Below are 22,926 nucleotides of genomic sequence, written 5' to 3' on the forward strand. Positions count from 1 at the left end.
AACGTAAACCTGAGTGAAGTGACTGTCAATCCAATCGTCACCTTTACGTAAACGTAAATCTGCGCCAGAGTATTCCCGCTGCTTCAGCCGTGCCCAGAACAACCACAAGAAGGGACACCCATGAGTCAACCGAGCTATACCCGCGGTCGTCAGGACCAAGCCTTGCTGACCCAGACCATCGGCCAGGCCTTCGATGCCACCGTAGCCCGCTGTGCCGACGGCGAGGCGCTGGTGTCGCGCCACCAAGGCTTGCGTTACAGCTGGCGCCAGCTGGCCGAACAGGTCGAAGTGCATGCCTGCGCGCTGATGGCCCTGGGCGTGAACACCGGCGACCGCGTCGGCATCTGGTCACCCAACTGCGCCCAGTGGTGCATCCTGCAACTGGCCAGTGCCAAGGTCGGCGCCATTTTGGTCAACATCAACCCCGCCTATCGCGTGGGCGAGCTGGAATACGTGTTGCGCCAGTCCGGCTGCCGCTGGCTGGTGTGCGCCGATGCGTTCAAAACGTCCGACTACCACGCCATGGTCCAGGAACTGGCGCCGGAACTGGCGTGCGCCATGCCAGGTGAACTGGCTTGCGAGCGCCTGCCGGACCTGCGCGGTGTGATCAGCCTGGGCGCCAACCCACCTGCCGGCTTCCTGCCCTGGCAAGCGCTGGCCGAGCGGGCAGGGCAAACCTCGAACGAGGCCTATACCGCCCGGCAGCAGAGCCTTCAGTTCGACCAGCCGGTGAACATCCAGTACACCTCAGGCACCACCGGGGCGCCCAAGGGCGCCACGCTCAGCCACTACAACATCCTCAACAACGGCTTCATGGTCGGCGAAAGCCTGGGCCTGACCGCACACGACCGCATGGTGATCCCCGTACCGCTATACCACTGCTTCGGCATGGTCATGGCCAACCTTGGCTGCATCACCCACGGCAGCACCATGATCTACCCCAACGACGCCTTCGACGCCGAGCTCACCCTGCGCGCCGTCGCCGAGGAGCGCGCCAGCATCCTGTACGGCGTGCCGACCATGTTCATTGCCATGCTCGACCACCCGGCCCGCCAGGGCATGGACCTGTCGACCCTGCGCAGCGGCATCATGGCCGGTGCCACTTGCCCGATCGAGGTAATGCGCCGGGTCATCGACCAGATGCACATGGCCGAAGTGCAGATTGCCTACGGCATGACCGAAACCAGCCCGGTGTCGCTGCAAACAGGGCCGGACGACGAGCTGGAATTGCGCGTGACCACCGTCGGCCGCACCCAGCCACAGCTGGAAAACAAACTGGTGGACACCGACGGCTGCATCGTCCCGCGCGGCGAGATCGGCGAACTGTGTACCCGCGGCTACAGCGTGATGCTCGGGTACTGGGACAATCCCCAAGCCACGGCAGATGCCATCGACCCGGCAGGGTGGATGCACTCCGGCGATCTGGCGGTGATGGACGAGCATGGCCACGTGCGCATTGTCGGGCGCAACAAAGACATGATCATTCGCGGCGGCGAGAACATCTACCCGCGTGAGCTGGAAGAATTCTTCTACACCCACCCGGCCGTGGCCGATGCGCAGGTAATCGGTATTCCGTGCAGCCGCTACGGTGAGGAGATCGTCGCCTGGATCAAGCTGCACCCAGGGCACAGCGCCACGGTCGAAGAGTTGCAGGGCTGGTGCAAGTCACGCATTGCCCACTTCAAGGTGCCGCGGCATATCCGCTTCGTTGACGAGTTCCCGATGACGGTGACGGGTAAGGTGCAGAAGTTCAGGATGCGGGAGATCGGTGCGACTGAAATTTCAGCTTATTCCGGTGGCTGACGGGGCCTGCTCTGCAGGTTCTTCTCGCACCCCAACGTGCTGCGCCGAATGTGCGTCCGGCGCAGCACGTCTCGCAGTGAGGTGCTCACGCAGGGTCACATGTTTTTAAGGTATGTGTTGGCCTCATCCGCCAGTTCAGCCACCGTCTTTCCCTGCAACGCTTTCAGTTGCCAAAGTTCCTCCAAAACCTTTCGGATCATTGCCAGCCTCACTGCTCCGGAATTGATGACGCTCTCATACCCGTCCTGAAGGTTGTTGTCACAGTAGGTTTCAAATTTCGTCAGATCGATTTTTAATTCATTCAGTGGTTTCGACGGGTCGAATTTGGATGGGTCGCCCATCATTTCTTTGACGACATCGCTGAAGTCTTTGAGGGTATCGCTCATAGCTCGCACTCCGGGGATTAAAGGAGCTCAATCGTTGCGCGCGAGCAAGTAACTGCCAACTGGCAAAAATATCAGGTGCCGTCGTCTACCCTTAAGCATTCACCGGTGGTTCATCACTCGGCGGATCCCCCACCGTCGGCGGCACAGTCGGCTTGATCGGCAGCTCGTCCGGGTCTTCCTCGGGCACGGGCGGCGGCAAGCTCGGGTCGTCGATGTTGGGGTCGGGTGTCTCCGGTGGAATGGGAATGTTCATTGCCTGACCTCGCGTGGGTGGATTGAAGAGGTGCTGCAGGCTGTGACCGCTGGCAGCTGCCGTTCGCTCAATTTTTTTGAACCCCACGCCTGTGCCCGGCTCTGAACCCTTACCGCCACCAGCCTGAGGGAGCAAGGTCGATGTCACGTAACGAGCCCTTTGAAAGCGTGCCCATGGCGAACGATCACACAGACCAGGCCATTGGTCTGTCCCAGGCGCTGCTGGCGCCGCGTATCGTGATCGAAGACACCCAACCTGTACTCGAAGCCGGCACCTTCGCCGCCAAGGCCATCAGCGGCCAGCCGGTGGCCGTCAGCAGCAAGGTCTATTGCGATGGCCACGACCGCCTGGCCGTGATGCTCAACTGGCGCCAGGCCAACAGCCGGCGCTGGCATTGCGTGCCCATGCAGTCGCCGGGTAACGACCTGTGGCTGGCCGACTTCACCCCGACCGAGCTGGGCCCACACCTGTTCAGCATCGAAGCCTGGGTCGACCCCTACGCTACCTACTGCCATGACCTGGAGAAAAAGTACCACGCCGGTGTCGAGGTGACGCTGGAGCTGGAAGAGGGCCGGTTGATGCTGGGCAAGGGGATCGACCTGTGCCACGGCGCCCTGCGCGAAGAGTTGCAGGCCACGCAGCAACGCCTTGCCACGCTGGGCACAGACGACCAGGTGGCGCTGTTCCTCGACCCCACTACGGCGCGCCTGATGAGCGAAGCCGAGCACCGTAGCTACCTGGCCCGCAGCCGCGAATTCCCCGTCGATGTCGATCGCCCGGCTGCGCAGTTCGCCAGTTGGTACGAACTGTTCCCGCGTTCGATCACTGACGACCCCAAACGTCATGGCACTTTCAACGATGTACACGAACGCCTGCCGATGATCCGTGACATGGGCTTCGACGTGCTGTACTTCCCGCCTATCCACCCCATTGGCATGCAGCACCGCAAGGGCCGCAACAACGCGCTCACGGCCGAGGCGGGCGACCCAGGCAGCCCTTATGCCATCGGCAGTGCCGAAGGTGGCCATGACGCGATCCACCCGCAACTGGGCAGCCGCGACGATTTTCGCCGGCTGGTGGCCGCCGCCGCCGAGCATGGCCTGGAAATCGCCCTCGACTTTGCCATCCAGTGCTCCCAAGACCACCCCTGGCTCAAGGAGCACCCGGGCTGGTTCAGCTGGCGCCCCGACGGCACCATCCGTTATGCCGAGAACCCGCCAAAAAAGTACCAGGACATCGTCAACGTCGACTTCTACGCCCCCGACGCGGTGCCCAGCCTGTGGCTGGCCCTGCGCGATGTGATCATTGGCTGGGTGGAGGAGGGCGTCAGAACCTTCCGCGTCGACAACCCGCACACCAAGCCACTGCCGTTCTGGCAATGGATGATCGCCGATGTGCGCGCTCGCTACCCGGATGTGATCTTCCTGGCCGAGGCATTCACCAAGCCCGCGATGATGGCGCGCCTGGGCAAGGTCGGCTACGCGCAAAGCTATACCTACTTCACCTGGCGCAACACCAAGCAGGAACTGCGCGAATTCTACGAGCAACTCAACCAGCCGCCGTGGAGCCAGTGCTACCGGCCCAACTTCTTCGTCAATACGCCGGATATCAACCCGTTTTTCCTGCACACCTCTGGCCGCGCCGGCTTCCTTATTCGCGCCGCGCTGGCCACCATGGGCTCGGGCCTGTGGGGCATGTATTCGGGCTTCGAGCTGTGCGAAGGCACGCCGCTGCCGGGCAAGGAGGAATACCTGGATTCGGAAAAGTACGAAATCCGCCCACGGGACTTCACCCAGCCCGGCAACATCATTGCCGAGATCGCCCAGCTCAACCGCATTCGCCGGCAGAACCGTGCTTTGCAAACCCACTTGGGGGTGGCGTTCTTCAATTGCTGGAACGACAACATCCTGTACTTCGCCAAGCGCACGCCCGAGCGCGACAACTTCATATTGGTGGCGATCAGCCTCGATCCGCACAACGCCCAGGAGGCGCATTTCGAGTTGCCGCTGTGGGAGCTTGGGCTGGACGACAATGCCGAAACCCACGGCGAAGACCTGATGAACGGCCACCGCTGGTCGTGGTACGGCAAGACCCAGTTCATGCGCATCGAGCCCTGGCACCTGCCGTTTGGTATCTGGCGTATCGAAAAGGCCCGTTAACGCGGCGCGATCCCCTGTAGGAGCGGCCTTGTGTCGCGAAAGGGCTGCGAAGCGGCCCCAGGATTTGCGTATCACGCATGATTGCCGGGGTCGCTCTGCGACCCTTTCGCGACGCAAGGCCGCTCCTACAGGTGACCGCGCTGAACCGAGCACAGAAAGGAGTCACCCATGGCCAAGCGTTCCCGCCCGGCAGCCTTCATCGACGACCCGCTGTGGTACAAGGACGCCGTTATCTACCAGCTGCACATCAAGTCGTTCTTCGATTCGAACAACGATGGCATCGGCGACTTCGCCGGCCTTATCAGCAAGCTCGACTACATTGCCGAGCTGGGCGTCAACACCCTGTGGCTGCTGCCGTTCTACCCCTCGCCACGGCGCGACGACGGCTACGACATCGCCGAATACAAGGCCGTGCACACTGACTACGGCAGCCTGGCCGACGCCAGACGCTTCATCGCCGAGGCTCACAAGCGCGGCCTGCGTGTCATCACCGAGCTGGTCATCAACCACACCAGCGACCAGCACCCGTGGTTCCAGCGCGCCCGCCATGCCAAGCGTGGCAGCAAGGCAAGGGACTTCTACGTGTGGTCGGACGACGACCAGAAATACGACGGCACGCGCATCATCTTCCTCGACACTGAAAAGTCCAACTGGACCTGGGACCCGGTCGCCGGCCAGTACTTCTGGCACCGCTTCTATTCGCACCAGCCCGACCTCAACTTCGACAACCCGCAGGTGCTCAAGGCGGTGATCGATGTGATGCGTTTCTGGCTCGACCTGGGCGTCGATGGCCTGCGCCTGGACGCCATCCCCTACCTGATCGAACGCGACGGCACCAACAACGAAAACCTCGCCGAAACCCACGAGGTGCTCAAGGCGATTCGCGCCGAAATCGATGCCAACTACCCCGACCGCATGTTGCTGGCCGAGGCCAACCAGTGGCCCGAAGACACCCGTCCCTATTTTGGCGAAGGCGAGGGCGACGAATGCCACATGGCCTTCCACTTCCCGCTGATGCCGCGCATGTACATGGCCCTGGCCATGGAGGACCGCTTCCCGATCACCGACATCCTGCGCCAGACGCCGGAAATTCCGGCCAACTGCCAATGGGCGATCTTCTTGCGCAACCACGATGAGCTAACCCTGGAAATGGTCACCGACCGCGAGCGCGACTACCTGTGGAACTACTACGCCGAAGACCGCCGCGCCCGCATCAACCTAGGCATCCGCCGGCGCCTGGCGCCGCTGCTGCAGCGTGACCGTCGGCGTATCGAGCTGCTCACCAGCCTGCTGCTGTCGATGCCCGGCACGCCAACCCTCTACTACGGCGACGAGTTGGGCATGGGCGACAACATCTACCTGGGCGACCGCGACGGCGTACGCACGCCCATGCAATGGTCGCCGGACCGCAACGGCGGCTTTTCCCGCGCCGATCCGCAGCGCCTGGTGCTGCCGCCGATCATGGACCCGCTGTACGGCTTCCAGACCGTCAACGTCGAAGCCCAAAGCCACGACCCGCACTCGCTGCTCAACTGGACCCGGCGCATGCTGGCGGTGCGCAAGCAGCAGAAGGCCTTTGGCCGCGGCAGCCTGCGCACCCTCACACCCAGCAACCGGCGCATCCTCGCCTACATCCGCGAGTACACCGATGCCGACGGTAATACCGAGGTCATCCTCTGCGTGGCCAACGTTTCCCGCGCTGCCCAGGCCGCAGAACTGGAATTGTCACACTACGCCGACAAAGTACCGGTTGAGATGCTCGGCGGCAGCGCCTTCCCGCCAATTGGCCAGTTGCCGTTCCTGCTCACCTTGCCACCTTATGCCTTCTACTGGTTCCTGCTGGCTTCGCACGACCGCATGCCCAGTTGGCACGTCCAGGCCACCGAGGGGTTACCCGAATTGACTACGCTGGTGTTGCGCAAACGCATGGAAGAACTGCTGGAAGCACCGTCCAGCGATATCCTGGAAACCGGCATCCTGCCGCAGTACTTGCCAAAGCGGCGCTGGTTCGCTGGCAAAGAAGGGCCGATCGACGCCGTGCGGTTGTGCTACGGCGTGCGCTTCGGCACCGCCACCACACCGGTTCTGCTCAGCGAAATCGAAGTGCTCAGCGATGGCACGGCCAACCGCTACCAGTTGCCGTTCGGCCTGCTGCGCGAGGAAGACATCAACACCGCGCTGCCGCAGCAACTGGCCCTGTCGCGGGTGCGCCGTGCCCATCAGGTGGGCCTGATCACCGACGCCTTCGTTCTGGAACCCTTCATTCGTGCAGTGCTGCGTGCCTGCCAGGAGGGTATGCGCCTGCCATGCGGTAACGGCGAAGGAGAACTGCGTTTCGAAAGCACCGGGCAATTGGCAGCCCTTGCGCTCAATGATGAAAGCACAGTGCGCTACCTCAGCGCCGAGCAGTCCAACAGCTCGGTGGTGATCGCCGACCGGGTGGTGCTCAAGCTGATCCGCCGGGTCAACCCGGGCATCCACCCCGAGCTTGAAATGAGCGCCTACCTGACCGCCGCCGGCTTTGCCAATATCTCGCCATTGCTGGCCTGGGTCAGCCGGGTGGACGAACAACACGCGCCACACCTGCTGATGATTGCCCAGGGCTACCTGAACAACCAGGGCGACGCCTGGGCCTGGACCCAGAACACCCTGGAGCGGGCCATCCGCGACCAGATGGAAGCCACCGCCGAGGATGCCGAAGTGCACACCGATGCGCTGGCCGAACTCAGCGGTTTCGCCGCCTTGCTTGGCCAGCGCCTGGGCGAGATGCACCTGCTGTTGGCGGCGCCTACCGACGATGAAGCGTTCCGGCCGCGCCCCAGCGATGCCGACGACAGCCAGCGCTGGGCCACGCAGATCAGCGCCGAACTGACCCATGCCCTCGATCTGCTGGCCCAGCACCGCGACAACCTCGACAGTGACAGCCAGGCCCTGGTCGACGACTTGCAGCAACAGCGCGACGGCCTGGCCCAGCACATCAGCCACCTTGCCGGGCAGGCCCAGGGCGGCCTGCTGATGCGCGTGCACGGCGACCTCCACCTGGGCCAGGTGCTGGTGGTGCAGGGCGACGCCTACCTGATCGATTTCGAAGGCGAACCGTCCCGGCCACTCCAAGAGCGCCGGGCAAAACACAGCCCGTACAAGGATGTGAGCGGCGTGCTGCGATCCTTCGACTATGCTGCTGCCATGATTCTGCGCAGCGCGTCTGCGGTCGACCTTTCCGGCCCGGCGCGCCAGGCACGTCAGCGGGTTGCCCGGCAGTACCTGCACCAGTCGCGCCACGCCTTCGTCGAAGCCTATGGCCTGGCCACCGCCGCCATGCCCCACGCCTGGCAACAGGCCGAGGGCGAGCGCGCCGCACTGGAACTGTTCTGCCTGGAAAAAGCCGCCTACGAAATTACATACGAAGCCGAGAACCGTCCAAGCTGGCTGGCCGTGCCTTTGCATGGCCTGCATGGACTGATCAGTACCTGGGGAGAGTCATAGATGAATGCTACAACGCGTGAAAACGGCGGCCTTCGGGAACGGGACCTGGATGCCCTGGCCCGCGCCGAGCACGCCGATCCCTTTGCAGTGCTAGGCCCTCATGGCGACGGGGCGGGCGGGGTGTTCATCCGCGCCTTCCTGCCCGATGCGCTGAGTGCCCGGGTGCTGGCGCGCCATGATGGGCGCGTGCTGGCCGAAATGGTGCAGGGGGGTGTACCGGGCTTGTTCACCGCGCACCTGGATGATGCACAGGCATACCTGCTGCAGGTCGGCTGGGCGGGTGGCGAGCAAGTCACCGAAGACCCCTACAGCTTTGGCCCGCAACTGGGTGACATGGACCTGCACCTGTTCGCCGAAGGCAACCATCGCGACCTGTCCGGGCGCTTTGGCGCCCAGCCGGTCCAGGTCGATGGCATTGCCGGCGTGTGCTTTTCGGTGTGGGCACCCAACGCCCGGCGGGTGTCGGTGGTGGGTGACTTCAACAACTGGGATGGCCGCCGCCACCCCATGCGCCTGCGCCACAGTGCCGGGGTGTGGGAGCTGTTCGTGCCGCGCCTGGGTGTGGGTGAAACCTACAAGTTCGAGGTGCTGGGCAAGGGCGGGATTCTGCCGTTGAAGGCCGACCCGCTGGCCCGCGCCACCGAATTGCCGCCGAGCACCGCATCCAAGGTTGCCAATGCACTCAGCCACGACTGGCAGGACCACGACTGGATGGCACAGCGCGCGCAGCGCCATGCCTACAACGCGCCACTCTCGATCTACGAGCTGCACCCCGGCTCATGGCGCTGCGAGCTGGATGAAGCGGGCGAAGTCGGGCGCTATTACAACTGGCGCGAACTGGCCGAACGCCTGGTGCCTTATGTGCAGCAACTGGGCTTTACCCATATCGAACTGCTGCCAATCATGGAGCACCCGTTTGGCGGCTCCTGGGGCTATCAGCCGCTGTCCATGTTCGCGCCCACCTCGCGCTATGGCAGTGCCGAGGATTTCGCCGCCTTCATCGATGCCTGCCACCAGGGCGGCATTGGTGTGCTGCTCGACTGGGTGCCGGCGCATTTCCCCACGGACGAACACGGCCTGGCGCGTTTCGACGGCACTGCCCTGTACGAATACGACAACCCCCTGGAGGGCTACCACCAGGACTGGAACACGCTTATCTACAACCTTGGCCGCAACGAAGTGCGCGGCTTCATGATGGCCTCTGCCCTGCACTGGCTGAAGCACTTCCACATCGATGGCCTGCGGGTCGATGCGGTGGCTTCGATGCTGTATCGCGACTATTCGCGCAAAGCCGGCGAATGGGTACCCAACCGCCATGGCGGGCGCGAGAACCTCGAAGCCATCGACTTCATCCGCCACCTCAACGGCGTGGCCGCTCACGAGGCCCCGGGTGCATTGATCATCGCCGAGGAGTCCACCGCCTGGCCGGGCGTAAGCCAGCCGACCCAGCAGGGCGGGCTGGGCTTTGCCTACAAGTGGAACATGGGCTGGATGCACGACACCCTGCATTACATCCAGAACGACCCGGTGCACCGCGCCCACCACCACAACGAGATGAGCTTCGGGCTGATCTACGCCTATTCCGAGCACTTCATCCTGCCCATCTCCCACGATGAAGTGGTGCACGGCAAGCGTTCGCTGATCGACAAGATGCCCGGCGACCGCTGGCAGAAGTTCGCCAACCTGCGTGCCTACCTCACCTTCATGTGGGCGCACCCGGGCAAGAAGCTGTTGTTCATGGGCTGCGAGTTCGGCCAGTGGCGTGAGTGGAACCATGACAGCGAACTGGACTGGTACCTGTTGCAGTACCCTGAGCACCAAGGTGTGCAGCGACTGGTCGGCGACCTCAACCGGCTGTACCGCGACATACCGGCACTGCATGAGCAGGACTGCCAGCCGCAGGGCTTCCAGTGGTTGATTGGGGACGACGCGCAGAACAGTGTGTATGCCTGGTTGCGCTGGAGCAGCAGCGGCGAGCCGGTGCTGGTGGTGGCCAACTTTACCCCGGTGCCGCGTGAGGGGTATCGGATCGGCGTGCCGTTTGGTGAGCGTTGGCAGGAGTTGTTGAACAGTGATGCCGAGCTTTATGCCGGGTCGAACATGGGTAACCTGGGGGCGGTGGCCAGTGAGGCTGTAGCCAGCCATGGGCAGCCACTGTCGTTGGCGCTCAACTTGCCGCCGCTTGGGGTCCTGATAATGAAACCGGCCTGATTGGTAGCCTGTACCGGCCTCTTCGCGGGCATGCCCGCTCCCACAGGTATTGCACAAGTTTCAGACGCTGTGCGGTCCCTGTGGGAGCGGGCGTGCCCGCGAAAGGGCCGGGCCTGCCTACCACCGCATCCGCACCCCAAGGCTGCCAATCAACCCGTTCAAATCATTGTCATCCACATCACTGCTGTAATCGGCACTCACAAACAAGGCCACCGAAGGCGTCACCCGCGCCACCAGCCCCAACCCCAGTTCCACCGTGGTCGAATAGCGCGAGCTGGAGATCTTGTCGACCTGGTCCAGCTTCACCTCGTCGGCATTGCTGAAGTCGTACCACACGTTGGTCCGCACATAGGGTTCGATGGGCATGCCGCGGACTTCATAGCGCCCGGACAATTTCGCACCCACCCGGCCGCTCCAGCTCGGCTGGCTGTCGAAGGCCTGCAAGGTTTCTTCCTGCACCTGGTTGCCGGGGAAGAACTGCTGGTTGATCAACTGTGCCTGGGGCTCGATCACCCAGTTGCCGCCGAGGCGGATCGGGTAGCCGCCCTCCACCGAGAAGGTCATTGCATGGCCGTTGTCGTCCAGGCGCTGGCCGTTTTCGCCACGGCCCAGCACGTCGATGCGCGAGCCCATGGCCACCGCGTCCAGGTGCCAGCCCTGTTCATGGGTCATGCTCCAGTAAACGCCCAGGCTTTCCCCGCTCAGGTTCACGGCATTGCGCTGCTTGTCGCCCAGCAGCGGGCGCATGCCGTTGAAGCTGCTCTGCAAGTTATTGTGCCCCACGAAAATCCCCGCACGATGCACATTGCCCGCTGCAGTTTCACGCACGAACAGGTCCGGGCCGATCATCAGTTGCTGGCTGGGCGCCTCCAGCTGCTCTGGCGGCTGCGCGCCATTGCGCGAAGTAGTGGGGAAAAACTGTGCCCACTGGCTGGCAACCAGGTCCGGTGCCGCCTGCCCGTGGCGCTCGCTCATCTTCTGCGAAAAGGCATTGAGCGTGCCAATGTTGATACCACTGGCGCTGACCGGGTCGAGCGACATCTGCGCCAGCGCAGGCTGCTGCAAGAAACCGGGCGAGGTGGGGTCACCTTGCAGCTCGTACGCGAACGTTTCCACCGGGGTTGCCAGAAGCAGCGACGTGGAAACCGCGTAGAAAATGCTGTCGAAGCGCAAGGGGTTCGAGGTGCATTTCATGGCGGATCTCCTTTGTTTTTGTGGGGTACAGCCCGAGGACCTGGCCTGTTGTCACGAGCTGTACGGCAAAAACAGTGGGCGACCCAAACCAGCACGCCAGCCTTCGCAAGCGCGCACAAAGGCGCGAGCTAGAGGCCCGGCGCGAGATCTTTACTGCTAGATAATGTTCAGCTAAGGAGAGGACGGCGCTTGCGTCAAGAAAGCGTGAAGAATCTGTTCACGCTTCGTGGCATGGCTCAAACCTTTGATTTATTGAGCAAACAGGGAGGGCATAGCCGGGTTCGCTATTTGACGCGCCCCGGCTATGAAGAATGATTGCTAGCACTTAACCCGCACTGCCACTGGCAGGTGACTCAGTCTTCCTCGTGCTGCAACACCATCAGCAGCATCGAGCGTCCCTTAACCTCGAAGGTGCTGTCGAATGGCAGGTGCTGCCCCTTGCGCAGCTCCGGCCGGTCGGTATCGACCAGGCAGCTCCAGTATTCGCCTTCAGGCACAGCCGGCAGCTTGAACGGCACAATGTCATGGTGGGCATTCACGATCAGCAATACCGTTGCCTCGGCCCCAGGCCGAGCAATGCCGCTGACCTGCGCGCGACCGTCGATCAGCATGCCCAGGCAACGCCCGTGCGGGTCTTCCCATTGCTCCACGCTCATTTCGCTGCCATCCGGCGCCAGCCAGGTCACATCCTTGACCCCGATGGCTTCGTTGTAGTCACCCACCAGAAACCGCGAGCGGCGCAGTACCGGGTAGGCCAGGCGCAAACGGGTCAGGCGTTTGACGAAGGCCAGCAGTTCTTCGCCGTCCTGGTCCAGGTCCCAGTTGACCCAACCGATCTCGCTGTCCTGGCAGTAGGCATTGTTGTTGCCGTGCTGGGTACGGCTGAACTCGTCGCCGGCGACGATCATCGGCGTGCCCTGGGCCAGCAGCAGGGTGGCAAAGTAGTTGCGCATCTGGCGCATGCGCAGGGCGTTGATGCCCGGGTCGTCGGTCGGCCCTTCCACGCCGCAGTTCCACGACAGGTTGTTGTCGGTGCCGTCCTGGTTGTTCTCGTCGTTGTCTTCGTTGTGCTTGTGGTTGTAAGACACCAGGTCGCGCAGGGTGAAGCCGTCGTGGGCGGTGATGAAGTTGACCGAGGAGTAAGGCCGGCGCCCGCGGTTGTTGAACATGTCGCCTGATGCCGTCATGCGTGCGGCAAAGTCGGCCAGCTGGCCTTCGTCGCCTTTCCAGAAGGCGCGTGCGGTGTCGCGGAAGCGGTCGTTCCACTCGGCCCAACCCGGGGCGAAGTTGCCCACCTGGTAGCCCCCGGGCCCGCAGTCCCAGGGTTCGGCAATCAGCTTGACCTGGCTCAGCATCGGGTCCTGGCGGCAGGCGACGAGGAAGCCGTGGCGCTCGCTGTAGCCCTCGCGGTAGCGGCCAAGGATGGTCGCCAGGTCGAAGCGGAAGCCGTCCACGTGCATTTCACCCGCCCAGTAGCGCAGCGAATCGGTGACCAGTTGCAGCACGCAGGGGTGGCTCAGGTCCAGGGTGTTGCCGGTGCCGGAATCGTTGATGTAGTAGCGCTTGTCGTCCGGCATCAGGCGGTAGTACGAGGCGTTGTCGATACCCCGCATCGACAGGGTGGGGCCGCGCTCGTTGCCTTCGGCGGTGTGGTTGTAGACCACATCCAGGATCACCTCCAGCCCGGCGTCGTGCAGGTGCGCGACCATCTCCTTGAACTCGGCAATCTTGCCGCTGGCCAGGTAGCGCGGGTGGGGGGCGAAGAAGGCGATGCTGTTGTAGCCCCAGTAGTTGTTCAAGCCTTTGTCCAGCAGGTGCTGGTCGTTGACGAAGGCGTGGATTGGCAGCAGTTCGATGCTGGAAACGCCCAGTTCCTTGATGTGCTTGAGCAGCTCGTCATTGGCCAGGCCAGCGAAGGTACCCCGCAGTTTTTCCGGTACAGCCGGGTGGCGCATGCTGATGCCGCGGGTATGCGCCTCGTAGATGATCGTGCGCTCCCACGGGATGAGCACGCGCTGGTCGCGGCCCCAGGTGAAGGCCGGGTCGATCACCTTGCATTTGGGTACGAAGGGTGCGCTGTCGCGTTCGTCAAACGACAGGTCGCCGTCAGGGTGGCCGATGGTGTAGCCGAACAGGGCTTCGGACCATTTCAGGCTGCCGACCAGTTGCTTGGCATAGGGGTCGATCAGCAGTTTGTTGGGGTTGAAGCGGTGGCCATTCTCCGGCTCGTAGGGGCCGTAGACACGGTAGCCATAGACCAGCCCGGGATGCGCGTCGGGCAGGTAGCCGTGGTAGATCTCATCGGTGTATTCGGGCAGTTCGATGCGTTCGATTTCCTGCTCGCCGGTGGAGTCGAACAAGCACAGCTCGACCTTGGTGGCGTTGGCCGAAAACAGGGCGAAATTCACCCCAAGGCCATCCCAGGTGGCGCCAAGGGGGAAGGGCAGGCCTTCGCGGATGCGCGATGGGGCAACTGAGCGGGTTTTCTTTGGGGTGCGGGGGCTCATGGCAATCCTCTGGTGGCCGTGGTGGAAGGGAGGGAGTGATGCAGTCCTGCACCGGCCTCTTCGCGGGTGAACCCGCTCCCACAGGTACTGCACAAGTTTCATGACCTGTGCGGTCCCTGTGGGAGCGGGTTTACCCGCGAAGAGGCCAGAGCAGGCTTAACCAGCAGTAGGCTTTTTCACCGCCCGGGGCTTTTTCACGGCAGCGGGTTTTTCAGCAGCCGCTGCTGCTGCCTTGGGCTTGGCCGGCGCCCGTTTGCGCGGCGCTGCCTTGGGTGCCAACGCCTCAGCCTCGGCCAGCTTGCGGGCCATGTCCCAGTGGCGCTCTTCCTCGCCGGCGGGCTTACCCTCGGACTCCCAGATCTGGTAGGCAAATTCGCGAATACGCTTTTCATCGACACTCATCATGACGCTCCTGATGCTCAAGATTGTTGTATCAGCACGTTGACCGGAAACTCCGCCAGCACGGCGCTCAGTAGCAGCTCCCTTGAAGGGCTGACCGCCGCGCAGGGGAAAAGTCCCGTCGAGTTGGCAGGCGACAAGGCAAACGGCAGTACCAGCCGGGTGTCGTCCCAGTTCTGTGCCGGGATCAACGGGGTTGCAGCGCCACCCAGCAGGCCACTGGCCAGGCGCGGGGCGACGATGATGGCGCGTTCACCTTCACCCAGGCGGGCAAAGGCGATCACATGGTCGGCATACCTGCCTTGCACCGTCAGCGGCAGGTAATCGCCGCGGCGGAACAGCTCGGCATGGGCCTGGCGGCAGTCCAGCAGCCGGGCGATCAAGGCCTGCTTGATGCGGCCGTCGCGCCAGTGTGTCAGCAGCTCGGCGGCGGGCGTGGCATCGTCCAGGGTGCGACGCCTGCAAGCGTAGTCCACGGCGCGGCGGTTGTCCGGATCGACCAGGCTGAAGTCCCAGTATTCGTTGCCCTGGTACAGGTCGGGTACGCCGGGGGTGGTCATGCGCAGCAAGGCCTGCACCAGGCCATTGAGGGCGCCAGGGCAGGCCAGCTGTTGCGCGGCATCGGCCACCGATTTGCGCAGTTGCTGGTTCTCGTTGTCCAGCAACAGGCCGTCGACGTAGCGCGCGCAGGCGCTTTCGTAGGCTTCGTTCGGCGCGCTCCAGCTGCTGCGCAACTTGGCCTCGCGCAGGGCCTTCTGCTGCCACTGGCGGATGCGCTCTGCATACTGGCGCAAGGCGTTGCCATCGTGCAGGTCGAGGTCCAGCGGCCAGCTGCCGAGCAGCGTTTGCAGCAGCATCAGCTCGTCGCTGGGGCTGGGGGCCTGGCCATCTTCCAGCTGCGCACGCAGCGGTTCGGCCAGCTCGCGCCAATGTTCTACCCGGCTGGCCAGCCACGGGCCTCGCTCGCTGAGCACGGCCAGGCGTGCGCGGGTGTCTTCGCCGCGCTTGTGGTCATGGGTGGCGGTGGCCAGCAGGTTGTCGGGGAAGTCGCGCAGGCGCCGCTGGGCTTCGTTATGGAAGTGCATGGGCGGGGCGCTGAAACGCTCGGCCTCAAAGCCCACGTCATTACGCGACAGCAACCGTGCGCTGCGGTAGAAGGCGGTGTCTTCCACGGCCTTCGCTGCGCTGGGCGCGGTCAGCTGCTGGAAACGCACGCAGGCGTGGCGCAACTGCTTGCGGGCGCGCCCCGGTGGCAGATGCCGCCAGGCGTGCCCGCCCAGCCACTGTTCAAGTTGCTCCAGCAGCGGCCAGTCGGCTTCGCCGAGGTCTTGCCGGGCGTTGGCCAATGCTTGCTGGAAAAACCGTTCGTCTTCTACCGGGCGCCCGCAGGCGTTGAAGTAGGTGCGGTACACCGGGTAATGCGCCACCAGTGCCTGCAAGGCGCGGCGGATCGCACCCAAGGTCAGGTCGCGGGTCATCAGGTCGTTGCGGGCCACCTGCAACAGGGCCTGGGCTACCGACTCGCAGTCTCCGGCCAGGCTGGCATTGAGCACCAGGTGACGGGCCTGGCGCACTTCTTCGGGAAAGTCCGGTCGTTCAGTGACGTTGGCCCACAGCTCGGTCAACGGCGCTTCACCGGCCGGGTCGTGTTGCAGCAGCGAAACCTGGTTCATGAACTCGTAACCGGTGGTGCCGTCGGTGAGCCAGTCGCGGTGCAGGTGCTCGTTGGCGCCGAGGATTTTCTCCACGTAGATCGGGAAGTGTTCCAAGGCAGCCTGCAAAGGCCTGCGTGCCAACAGCCCATCGACCCGTCGTCGCAGTTTGCGACAGTAGCCGCGTGGGTCGGCCAGGCCGTCGATATGGTCGATGCGCAGGCCATCCACCAGGCCGCGCTCCACCAGCTCGAACAACTTGGCGTGAGTGGCCTCAAACACCTCGGCGCGCTCCACCCGCAAGCCACCCAGCTCGTTGATGTCGAAGAAGCGCCGCCAGTTGATATCGTCGGCGGCGGTGCGCCAGCAGGCCAGGCGGTAGGTCTGGCGCTCCAGCAACAGGTGCAGGCGCTTGAAGCCCGCTTCGCTGCGGCTATCGAAGGCCAGCAGGGCCGAGTCGAGGTCGGCACCTTCACGCACCAGGCGCGCCAGCTCGGCTTGCAGCGCGAGCGCGTCGGCCAGCGGGGTAGTCGATTCGCTCAACGCGGTGAAGTGTTCGGCCAGGGTTTTCAGGGCCGGTTCTGGGCTGAGCGCCAGGATCCAGCCATAGTCGACCGGGCAAACCGGAAAGCGGTGCTCGTAATGAGCCACTTGTAGCAGACCGTGGCGTTTGTCGAATTGCAGCGGTATCTCGCCATTCTTCAAGGCCACGCCATAGTCGCTGCCCAGGAACGGCAGCAACAGTTGCCCGGCCAGCAGCGGGTCGCTGGAGTGCCACTGGATGTCGAAGAACGCTGCATACGGGCTGCGCCGGCCCCAGGCCAGCAGGCTCTGCCACCAAGGGTTGTCGGCACCGCCCACGGCCATGTGGTTGGACACCGTGTCGAGGATCAGCCCCATGCCGTGTAAGCGTAGGGCGGCGACCAACCGCTCCAGTGCCGCTTCACCGCCCAGCTCGGGGTTGATGCAGGTCGGGTCGACCACGTCATAGCCGTGACGCGAGCCGGCGCGGGCCTTGAGGATGGGGGAGGCGTACACGTGGCTGATGCCCAGCTGGGCGAAGTACGGCACCAGCGGCACGGCGTGGTCGAGGGTGAAGTCGCTGTGAAACTGCAGGCGCAGGGTCGCGGTCAGCGGCTTCATCGGTCACGCTCCCAGGCCTGTTCGCGTGCCTGGGCCAGCAGCTCCAGGCGCCGCGCTGCGTCCTCTTCGTCGAGCAGTTCGCCCACTGGCTGGGCAAAGCGCCGGCGCCAGTTGGGGTGGCCGGCAGTAGTACCCGGCAGGTTGGGCTGTTCGTCGCAGCCCAGCAGGTCTTCCAAAGGCACCAGCACCAGCGGTGCTCGGGTATGGCCGACGTAGCGGATGGCGGCATCGATCAACGCATCGTTGTCCTTCAGTTCGCCGTAGTTGGCCTCCAGGGTTCGGCGCAGCCCATCGTGTTCTTTCTGGCGGTCGTGGCGCCAGTGCAACTCGGTGGCGGCATCGATCAGTTGCAAGCGGTGGCTCCAGTCGATGTCGCGGTTTTCCAGCCAGCCGGCCAATGGCGCCAGGTCATGGGTGCCGGTGGTAGCCAGGGCGTTGTCCGGCCAGTCGAGAATCGGCTTGAACTGGCCCGGCTGGGTTTGCTCGAAGGGCAGCACGCGCATGCCCAGCACCGCCTTCCCGGCCAGGGTTTCGCGCAGGCCATCAGGCACGGTGCCCAGGTCTTCGCCGAGAATGATCGCCCGATGGCGCACCGACTCCAGCGCCAGCAGGCGCAGCAGGTCGTCCAGCGGGTAGTTGAGGTAAGCGCCTTCGCTGGGTTTTGCCCCTTGCGGGATCAGCCACAGCCGGCGCAGGCCCATCACATGGTCGATGCGCAGGCCCCCGGCGTGGGCGAGGTTGGCGCGCAGCATTTCGATGAAGGCGCGGTAGCCGTTGCGCTTGAGGCCTTCGGGCGAGAACGCGCAGATGCCCCAGTCCTGCCCGGCACGGTTGAGGATGTCGGGCGGCGCGCCGACCTTCAGGCCTGCCAGCAATTCATCCTGGCGGCTCCAGGCCTGGCTGCCGGCGCCGTCGGCACCCACGGCCAGGTCGGCGATCAGGCCGACAGACATGCCATTGCTGCGGGCGGCCTCATGGGCACGTTGCAGGCCCCGCGCGGTCAGCCACTGGCAAAAGGCATGGAACTCGACCTTGGCCGGGTAGGCGTTGGCAAAGGCTTCGACTTCAGGGTGGTAAGGGTCGTGCCAGGCCTTGGGCCAGTTGCGCCAGTCGGCGCCCAGGCCATGCTCCACGGCTTGCGCTTGCAGTACCTCGAAGCGGCAGTGGTGCTCCAGGGCCTGGCCACCGGCCTGGCGGAAACTGTCGAAGTCGCTGCGCAGTGGGTGGTCGCCCTTGCTGAACCCCTGGTACAGCGCTTCGAGCAGGCGCAGGCGGGCGTTGGCGGCGCGTGGCCAGTCAACCAGTGAGCGTTGCTCGATGTCCTCCAGTTGCTGCTCCAGGCCGCAGGCTTCGATGGCCATGCGCACTTCCCGCTCCCCCAGCAGCGCAGCCGGGCTGGCATACAGGGTGTTGAGCAACAGCCGGCTGGAGGGGGAATACGGGCTGTAATGTTCCTGGTCGATGGCCGACAGGGCGTGGATCGGGCTGATGGCCAAGGCGTCAGCGCCGCGTTCGGCAGCCGAACGGGCCAGTTGCTCCAGGGCCAGGCAGTCACCGTAGCCGCCGTCGCCGGGGCGGCGCAGGCTGTACAACTGCACGGCCAGGCCCCAGCAGCGAGGTGGCGGTTGTGGCACCGTGTCTTCCAGGCTGTGACAGCGTGGGGGTGCCACGGCCAAGGTAAAGCGGCGGCTGTCGATTTCCACCTGGTGGTAGCCGATGGGCAACTCACCGGGCAGGCGTGACTGGTTGTCGAGGCTGAGGGTAAGCGAGGCGTGGTCTTCAAGCGTGCAGTGCGCGACGCTGGCTGCACTGAAGTAGCGCGCCAGCGGCAATGGCTGGCCCAGGTCCGCGGTCAGCAGCGGCGGCAGGTGTTCGCTATCTTCGGCGGCTTCCACCGCCCGCAGGCTGGCGGCGATCGCGGCGTCATCGGCGGCAGGGTGGCCCAGGTTTGCGAGGATGTTGCGCAGCACCTCGTCACTGACCCGTTGCGGCCGGGCATTGGCATCAATCCAGTCGCGGCTCAGGCCGACGCGGCTGGCCAGGCGGTGCAGGGCGGTTTCGCTCATGGGCGCTCCTGGTCAGGGGGAAGCAGGCTGACCACGCAGCTATACGCGGCCAGTTGGCTATCGGGGTGCCGGGTGTCACTGCTGTCGAACAGCCGGGTCGAGGCTGGGGGTAATTCGATTGACTGCGAGGTGTCGGCCAGGTTCAGGTCGATACGCAGGGTGTTGCCATCGCCCAGGCGCCAGCGTGCGGTTAGCGCCTTGTCGCCGTGCACGTCGGCACCCAGTGCTCGGCTACCGGGCAAGTGCGGGATGATGTGGCGGTGGCGCAGGTCGAGCAGTTGTTGGTACAGGCCATGCCAGCCGGCGATCACTTCCTTGTTTTGCGGGCGTGATGCCTCGAAGGTCTGTTCGGCATTGGGGTCCGGGATGTGCTTGCGTTGCTCGGGGTCGGCGAACGCATTGAAGTGGGCGAACTCGCCGCGCCGGCCCTCGCGTACGGCGTCGGCCAGCTGGTCATGGAAGTCGGTGAAGAACAGGAACGGTCGGCAGCTGCCATCGTCATCGCCCATGAACAGCAGCGGGATCATCGGTGCCAGCAACAGCAGGCCGGTAGCCGCACGCAGGGCTGGCGGCGGGCACAGGCGGGTCAGGCGTTCGCCCAGGGCGCGGTTGCCGACCTGGTCGTGGTTCTGCAGGAACAGCACAAAGGCGCTGGGCGCCAGGTGCCCGCTGGGTTCACCGCGTGGCGTGCCGTGGCGGTTGGCCTGGCCCTGGAACACGAAGCCTTCGGCCAGGCAGCGTGCAAGCTGGTCGATGGGGCGCTGCTGGTAGTCGGCGTAGTAGCCTTCGGTTTCGCCGGTCAGCAGCACATGCAGGGCATTGTGGCCGTCGTCGTTCCATTGGGCGTCGAAGCCTTGCTCCAGCAGCCCGGCCTGGTTGTGTTCGTTCTCCAGCACCAGCCATATCTGCCGGCCCGGTTCCACGGCGGCCCGCACACGCTGCGCCAGTTCGACCAAAAAGTCGGGCTGGTCGATGGCGTGTACGGCATCCAGGCGCAAGCCGTCGCAGCGGTAGTCGCACAGCCACATCAGCGCGTTCTGGATAAAGTACTCGCGTACCTGCGGGCGGCGAAAATCGATGGCCGCGCCCCAAGGCGTCTGCCGGTCTTCGCGGAAGAACGGGCTGGCGTACTGGTGCAGGAAATTGCCATCGGGGCCAAAGTGGTTGTACACCACGTCCACCAGCACCATCAGCCCGTGGCCGTGGGCCTGGTCGACCAGGGCGCATAACTGTTCGGGGCTGCCATAGGTATTTTGTGGCGCGTACGGCAGCACGCCGTCATAGCCCCAGTTGCGCTCACCGGGGAACTGGCCAAGCGGCATCAGCTCGATGGCACTGATGCCCAGTTCGGCCAGGCGCGGCAACTGCCGGGCAACGCCGTCGTAGCCAGCGAGCAAGCCAACATGCAGCTCCTGGATCACCGCTTCGTGCCAGGGCCGGCCTTGCCAAGGGTGTCGCCAAGGGTAACCGGCCACACCCACCACCTGGCTCGGCCCCTGTACGCCGTCGGGCTGGTAGCGCGAGGCCGGGTCGGCTACCCGCAGTTCACCGTCGATTCGGTAGTGGTAACGGTCACCGGCCTGGCACGGGGCCACGCCGGTGTACCAGCCGTCTTCATCCGGCAGCAGCGCGATGGCCGGCTGCTGCTCCAGTTCCACGCTCACGCTGCGCGCATCGGGTGCCCAGAGGGCGAAGCGCGCCGACGTGGCGTCCAGCAAGTGTGCGCCATGCCTGTGCATCTTCTGGCCCCCGTTCAGTAATGGCTCAGCTGTGCCTGCTTGACCAGGTCCTCGTAGAGGCGGGCATAGGGTTCCACCGCCTGGCACCAGTTGAACGGCTGAGTCATCGACAGGCAGCGCATGGCGTTCAGCAGGTCTTTCTTGCCGTATACATAAAAGGCACGGCTGAGCGCCTGACGGTAGCTCTCGACGGTGGACTCGTTGAACAGGAACCCGGTAACGCCACATTCGATGGTGTCGGCCAGGCCGCCAGTATTGCGTGCCACCGGCAGTGAGCCGAAGCGCTGCGCATACATCTGGCTGAGGCCGCAGGGCTCGTAGCGCGACGGCATCAGCAAGAAGTCGCTGCCGGCAAACATGCGCCGGGCGTCGGTTTCGTTGAAACCGATGCGCACGCCGATGCGGCCCGGGTGGCGCAGCGCCAGTTCGCGCATGGCCTGCTCTTCTTCCGGCTCGCCACGGCCGATGATCGCAATCTGCCCACCTTGCTCGACGATGTAGTCGGCCACGCCCAAGGTCAGGTCCAGGCCTTTCTGGTAGACCAGGCGCGAAACCACGGCAAACAGCGGGCCCTCGGACGGTTCGAGGTTGAACAATGCGCGTACTTCCTGGGTGTTGCGTGCCTTGCCTTCCCAGTCGTTGATGCTGAAGTTGTGTTGCAGGTGCTTGTCGGTTGCCGAGTCCCAACTTTCGTCGATACCGTTGGGGATACCGCCAAGCAGGCCCTGCTGGGCCTTGCTGGCCAGGAAGCCATCCAGGCCGCAGCCAAATTCGGGGGTGGTGATTTCCCGGGCATAGGTGGCGCTGACCGTGGTGATGTGGCTGGAATAAGCCAGGCCTGCCTTGAGGAACGACAGCTTGCCGTAGAACTCCATGCCTTCCTGCTGCATGGCGTGCTCGGGGATTGCCAGTTCCGGGCTGCAACCACGGCTGTATACACCTTGGTAGGCCAGGTTGTGGATGGTGAACAAGGTGGGCGTGTTCAGCCCGCGCCAGTGCATGTAGGCCGGGGCCAGACCCGCAGGCCAGTCATGTGCGTGCACCACTTCGGGCTTCCAGTGGATCATGCCCTCACCGGCGGCGATTTCCGCGGCAGCCAGGCCCAGGCGGGCGAAGCGGATGTGGTTGTCGGGCCAGTCGCGGCCGTTGTTGGCACCATAGGGTGTGCCGTCGCGCTGATACAGCTCGGGGCAGATCAGCACATAGATCACCAGGCCGTCGGCCATGTCCATGCGCCCGATCTTGCAAGGCGGCAGTGCTGCGTGGCCACCCAGTTCACCGACGATGTGGATCGGGTTGTCGCTTTCCATCACCTGCGGGTAACCAGGGATCAGCACCCGCACATCGTGCAGGTGGGCCAGGGCACGCGGAAGGGCGGCGGACACGTCGCCCAGGCCGCCGGTTTTCACCAGGTCGGCGATTTCCGAGGTCACGAACAGAATCTTGCGCATGTTCGGGTTGTGCTGGCGCTGGGCGCCGGGTGCCTTGCCTGTCGTGGCGAAATCCGGGGTGAGCGGCTCGCGGTTGTCCGGGTTGAATGAATCTACGTGAGGCTCGACAGCGGCACTGATCATACTTCTCTCCGTCCCTATGCTTGGCCGGGTGCTGGCACCCGTGGCGATATATCGTGTTGGTTCTCTCTAATTCGAATCTGTCTAGTGCGTTCCATGCCCCTGAGTCGTGCGCGCACGCACAGCGCTGTCGGCGTTCCGGCCGCAGGCGAGTGGACTGGTTGGGGTGGGTGGGCCGTGGCTGGGCGTGTCCCATGCGTTTGGCCTACTTAATTCCTGACCTGCCGGCTTTCCTTAAAGTTCGACTTTTTTACGTCACTCTTCCCTTGAGCAAATGGCGGGCCGAAAACCGAGTGTAGGAGAGAAAGTGATAAAAAGGTGACCCGCTGGTCACTATTGTTATGTGCGAAATAGACG

General features: G+C 64.2%; 14 protein-coding genes. 5 read left to right on the forward strand and 9 right to left on the reverse strand.

Translation table 11 applies throughout. From position 1 onward, the window contains the following. Nucleotides 1-120 precede the first annotated feature (120 nt). Nucleotides 121-1,803, forward strand: coding sequence for an AMP-binding protein (locus tag ACQKPZ_RS05350; RefSeq protein WP_427535940.1), 1,683 nt, complete (start codon nucleotides 121-123; stop codon nucleotides 1,801-1,803). Between the two features lie 95 nt (nucleotides 1,804-1,898). On the opposite strand, the gene ACQKPZ_RS05355 is transcribed toward ACQKPZ_RS05350, so the two are convergent. After that, entirely contained in the window at nucleotides 1,899-2,189 is a 291-nt protein-coding gene (locus ACQKPZ_RS05355) for a hypothetical protein (RefSeq protein ID WP_427535941.1), read from the reverse strand. A 91-nt stretch (nucleotides 2,190-2,280) separates the two neighbouring features. Then, entirely contained in the window at nucleotides 2,281-2,442 is a 162-nt protein-coding gene (locus ACQKPZ_RS05360; RefSeq protein WP_427535942.1) for a hypothetical protein, read from the reverse strand. Between the two features lie 140 nt (nucleotides 2,443-2,582). Between ACQKPZ_RS05360 and ACQKPZ_RS05365 the strand changes: the two genes are divergently transcribed. The 3 genes from ACQKPZ_RS05365 (at nucleotide 2,583) to glgB (ending at nucleotide 10,298) form a co-directional block, all read left to right on the forward strand. Continuing rightward, a complete protein-coding gene (locus ACQKPZ_RS05365; protein WP_427535943.1) occupies nucleotides 2,583-4,601 on the forward strand; it encodes an alpha-1,4-glucan--maltose-1-phosphate maltosyltransferase in 2,019 nt (672 codons plus the stop codon). Between the two features lie 168 nt (nucleotides 4,602-4,769). Continuing rightward, nucleotides 4,770-8,087, forward strand: a complete 3,318-nt coding sequence (gene treS / locus ACQKPZ_RS05370) for a maltose alpha-D-glucosyltransferase (protein ID WP_427535944.1) — start codon at nucleotides 4,770-4,772, stop codon at nucleotides 8,085-8,087. After that, a complete protein-coding gene (gene glgB / locus ACQKPZ_RS05375) occupies nucleotides 8,088-10,298 on the forward strand; it encodes a 1,4-alpha-glucan branching protein GlgB (protein WP_427535945.1) in 2,211 nt (736 codons plus the stop codon). Between the two features lie 117 nt (nucleotides 10,299-10,415). Here the strand turns inward: glgB and ACQKPZ_RS05380 are convergent, their stop codons facing one another. Next, nucleotides 10,416-11,492 carry an autotransporter domain-containing protein gene (locus ACQKPZ_RS05380; RefSeq protein ID WP_427535947.1) on the reverse strand — a complete coding sequence of 359 codons (1,077 nt, stop codon included), beginning with the start codon at nucleotides 11,490-11,492 and terminating at the stop codon, nucleotides 10,416-10,418. Nucleotides 11,493-11,681: 189 nt separating this feature from the next. Between ACQKPZ_RS05380 and ACQKPZ_RS05385 the strand changes: the two genes are divergently transcribed. After that, nucleotides 11,682-11,807 (forward strand): hypothetical protein, encoded by a 126-nt coding sequence (locus tag ACQKPZ_RS05385; protein WP_391135168.1) that lies wholly within the window; start codon nucleotides 11,682-11,684, stop codon nucleotides 11,805-11,807. Between the two features lie 38 nt (nucleotides 11,808-11,845). Here the strand turns inward: ACQKPZ_RS05385 and glgX are convergent, their stop codons facing one another. The 6 genes from glgX to glgA form a co-directional block, all read right to left on the reverse strand. Continuing rightward, entirely contained in the window at nucleotides 11,846-13,999 is a 2,154-nt protein-coding gene (gene glgX / locus ACQKPZ_RS05390; protein ID WP_427535949.1) for a glycogen debranching protein GlgX, read from the reverse strand. Between the two features lie 156 nt (nucleotides 14,000-14,155). Then, complete coding sequence (locus tag ACQKPZ_RS05395; RefSeq protein WP_391135162.1) at nucleotides 14,156-14,404, reverse strand: DUF2934 domain-containing protein; 249 nt, start codon at nucleotides 14,402-14,404, stop codon at nucleotides 14,156-14,158. Nucleotides 14,405-14,418: 14 nt separating this feature from the next. After that, nucleotides 14,419-17,193 carry a malto-oligosyltrehalose synthase gene (locus tag ACQKPZ_RS05400; protein ID WP_427535951.1) on the reverse strand — a complete coding sequence of 925 codons (2,775 nt, stop codon included), beginning with the start codon at nucleotides 17,191-17,193 and terminating at the stop codon, nucleotides 14,419-14,421. Continuing rightward, a complete protein-coding gene (malQ, locus tag ACQKPZ_RS05405) occupies nucleotides 17,190-19,259 on the reverse strand; it encodes a 4-alpha-glucanotransferase (protein WP_427535953.1) in 2,070 nt (689 codons plus the stop codon). The genes ACQKPZ_RS05400 and malQ overlap by 4 nt, the downstream gene beginning before the upstream one ends. After that, nucleotides 19,256-20,998 carry a malto-oligosyltrehalose trehalohydrolase gene (gene treZ, locus ACQKPZ_RS05410; protein ID WP_427535955.1) on the reverse strand — a complete coding sequence of 581 codons (1,743 nt, stop codon included), beginning with the start codon at nucleotides 20,996-20,998 and terminating at the stop codon, nucleotides 19,256-19,258. The genes malQ and treZ overlap by 4 nt, the downstream gene beginning before the upstream one ends. Before the next feature lie 14 nt (nucleotides 20,999-21,012). After that, nucleotides 21,013-22,572, reverse strand: a complete 1,560-nt coding sequence (glgA, locus tag ACQKPZ_RS05415; RefSeq protein ID WP_427535957.1) for a glycogen synthase GlgA — start codon at nucleotides 22,570-22,572, stop codon at nucleotides 21,013-21,015. Nucleotides 22,573-22,926 lie beyond the last annotated feature (354 nt).

It is taken from the genome of Pseudomonas sp. NPDC089547 (assembly GCF_050280665.1).
In the GTDB taxonomy this organism is placed as follows: Bacteria; Pseudomonadota; Gammaproteobacteria; order Pseudomonadales; family Pseudomonadaceae; genus Aquipseudomonas.

Excerpts from the sequence above, each read along its gene's own strand:
- ACQKPZ_RS05350 (WP_427535940.1), top strand. The coding sequence starts at position 121 with ATGAGTCAACCGAGCTATACCCGCGGTCGTCAGGACCAAGCCTTGCTG.
- ACQKPZ_RS05355 (WP_427535941.1), bottom strand. The coding sequence starts at position 2,189 with ATGAGCGATACCCTCAAAGACTTCAGCGATGTCGTCAAAGAAATGATG.
- ACQKPZ_RS05360 (WP_427535942.1), bottom strand. The coding sequence starts at position 2,442 with ATGAACATTCCCATTCCACCGGAGACACCCGACCCCAACATCGACGAC.
- ACQKPZ_RS05365 (WP_427535943.1), top strand. The coding sequence starts at position 2,583 with ATGTCACGTAACGAGCCCTTTGAAAGCGTGCCCATGGCGAACGATCAC.
- treS (WP_427535944.1), top strand. The coding sequence starts at position 4,770 with ATGGCCAAGCGTTCCCGCCCGGCAGCCTTCATCGACGACCCGCTGTGG.
- glgB (WP_427535945.1), top strand. The coding sequence starts at position 8,088 with ATGAATGCTACAACGCGTGAAAACGGCGGCCTTCGGGAACGGGACCTG.
- ACQKPZ_RS05380 (WP_427535947.1), bottom strand. The coding sequence starts at position 11,492 with ATGAAATGCACCTCGAACCCCTTGCGCTTCGACAGCATTTTCTACGCG.
- glgX (WP_427535949.1), bottom strand. The coding sequence starts at position 13,999 with ATGAGCCCCCGCACCCCAAAGAAAACCCGCTCAGTTGCCCCATCGCGC.
- ACQKPZ_RS05395 (WP_391135162.1), bottom strand. The coding sequence starts at position 14,404 with ATGATGAGTGTCGATGAAAAGCGTATTCGCGAATTTGCCTACCAGATC.
- ACQKPZ_RS05400 (WP_427535951.1), bottom strand. The coding sequence starts at position 17,193 with ATGAAGCCGCTGACCGCGACCCTGCGCCTGCAGTTTCACAGCGACTTC.
- malQ (WP_427535953.1), bottom strand. The coding sequence starts at position 19,259 with ATGAGCGAAACCGCCCTGCACCGCCTGGCCAGCCGCGTCGGCCTGAGC.
- treZ (WP_427535955.1), bottom strand. The coding sequence starts at position 20,998 with ATGCACAGGCATGGCGCACACTTGCTGGACGCCACGTCGGCGCGCTTC.
- glgA (WP_427535957.1), bottom strand. The coding sequence starts at position 22,572 with ATGATCAGTGCCGCTGTCGAGCCTCACGTAGATTCATTCAACCCGGAC.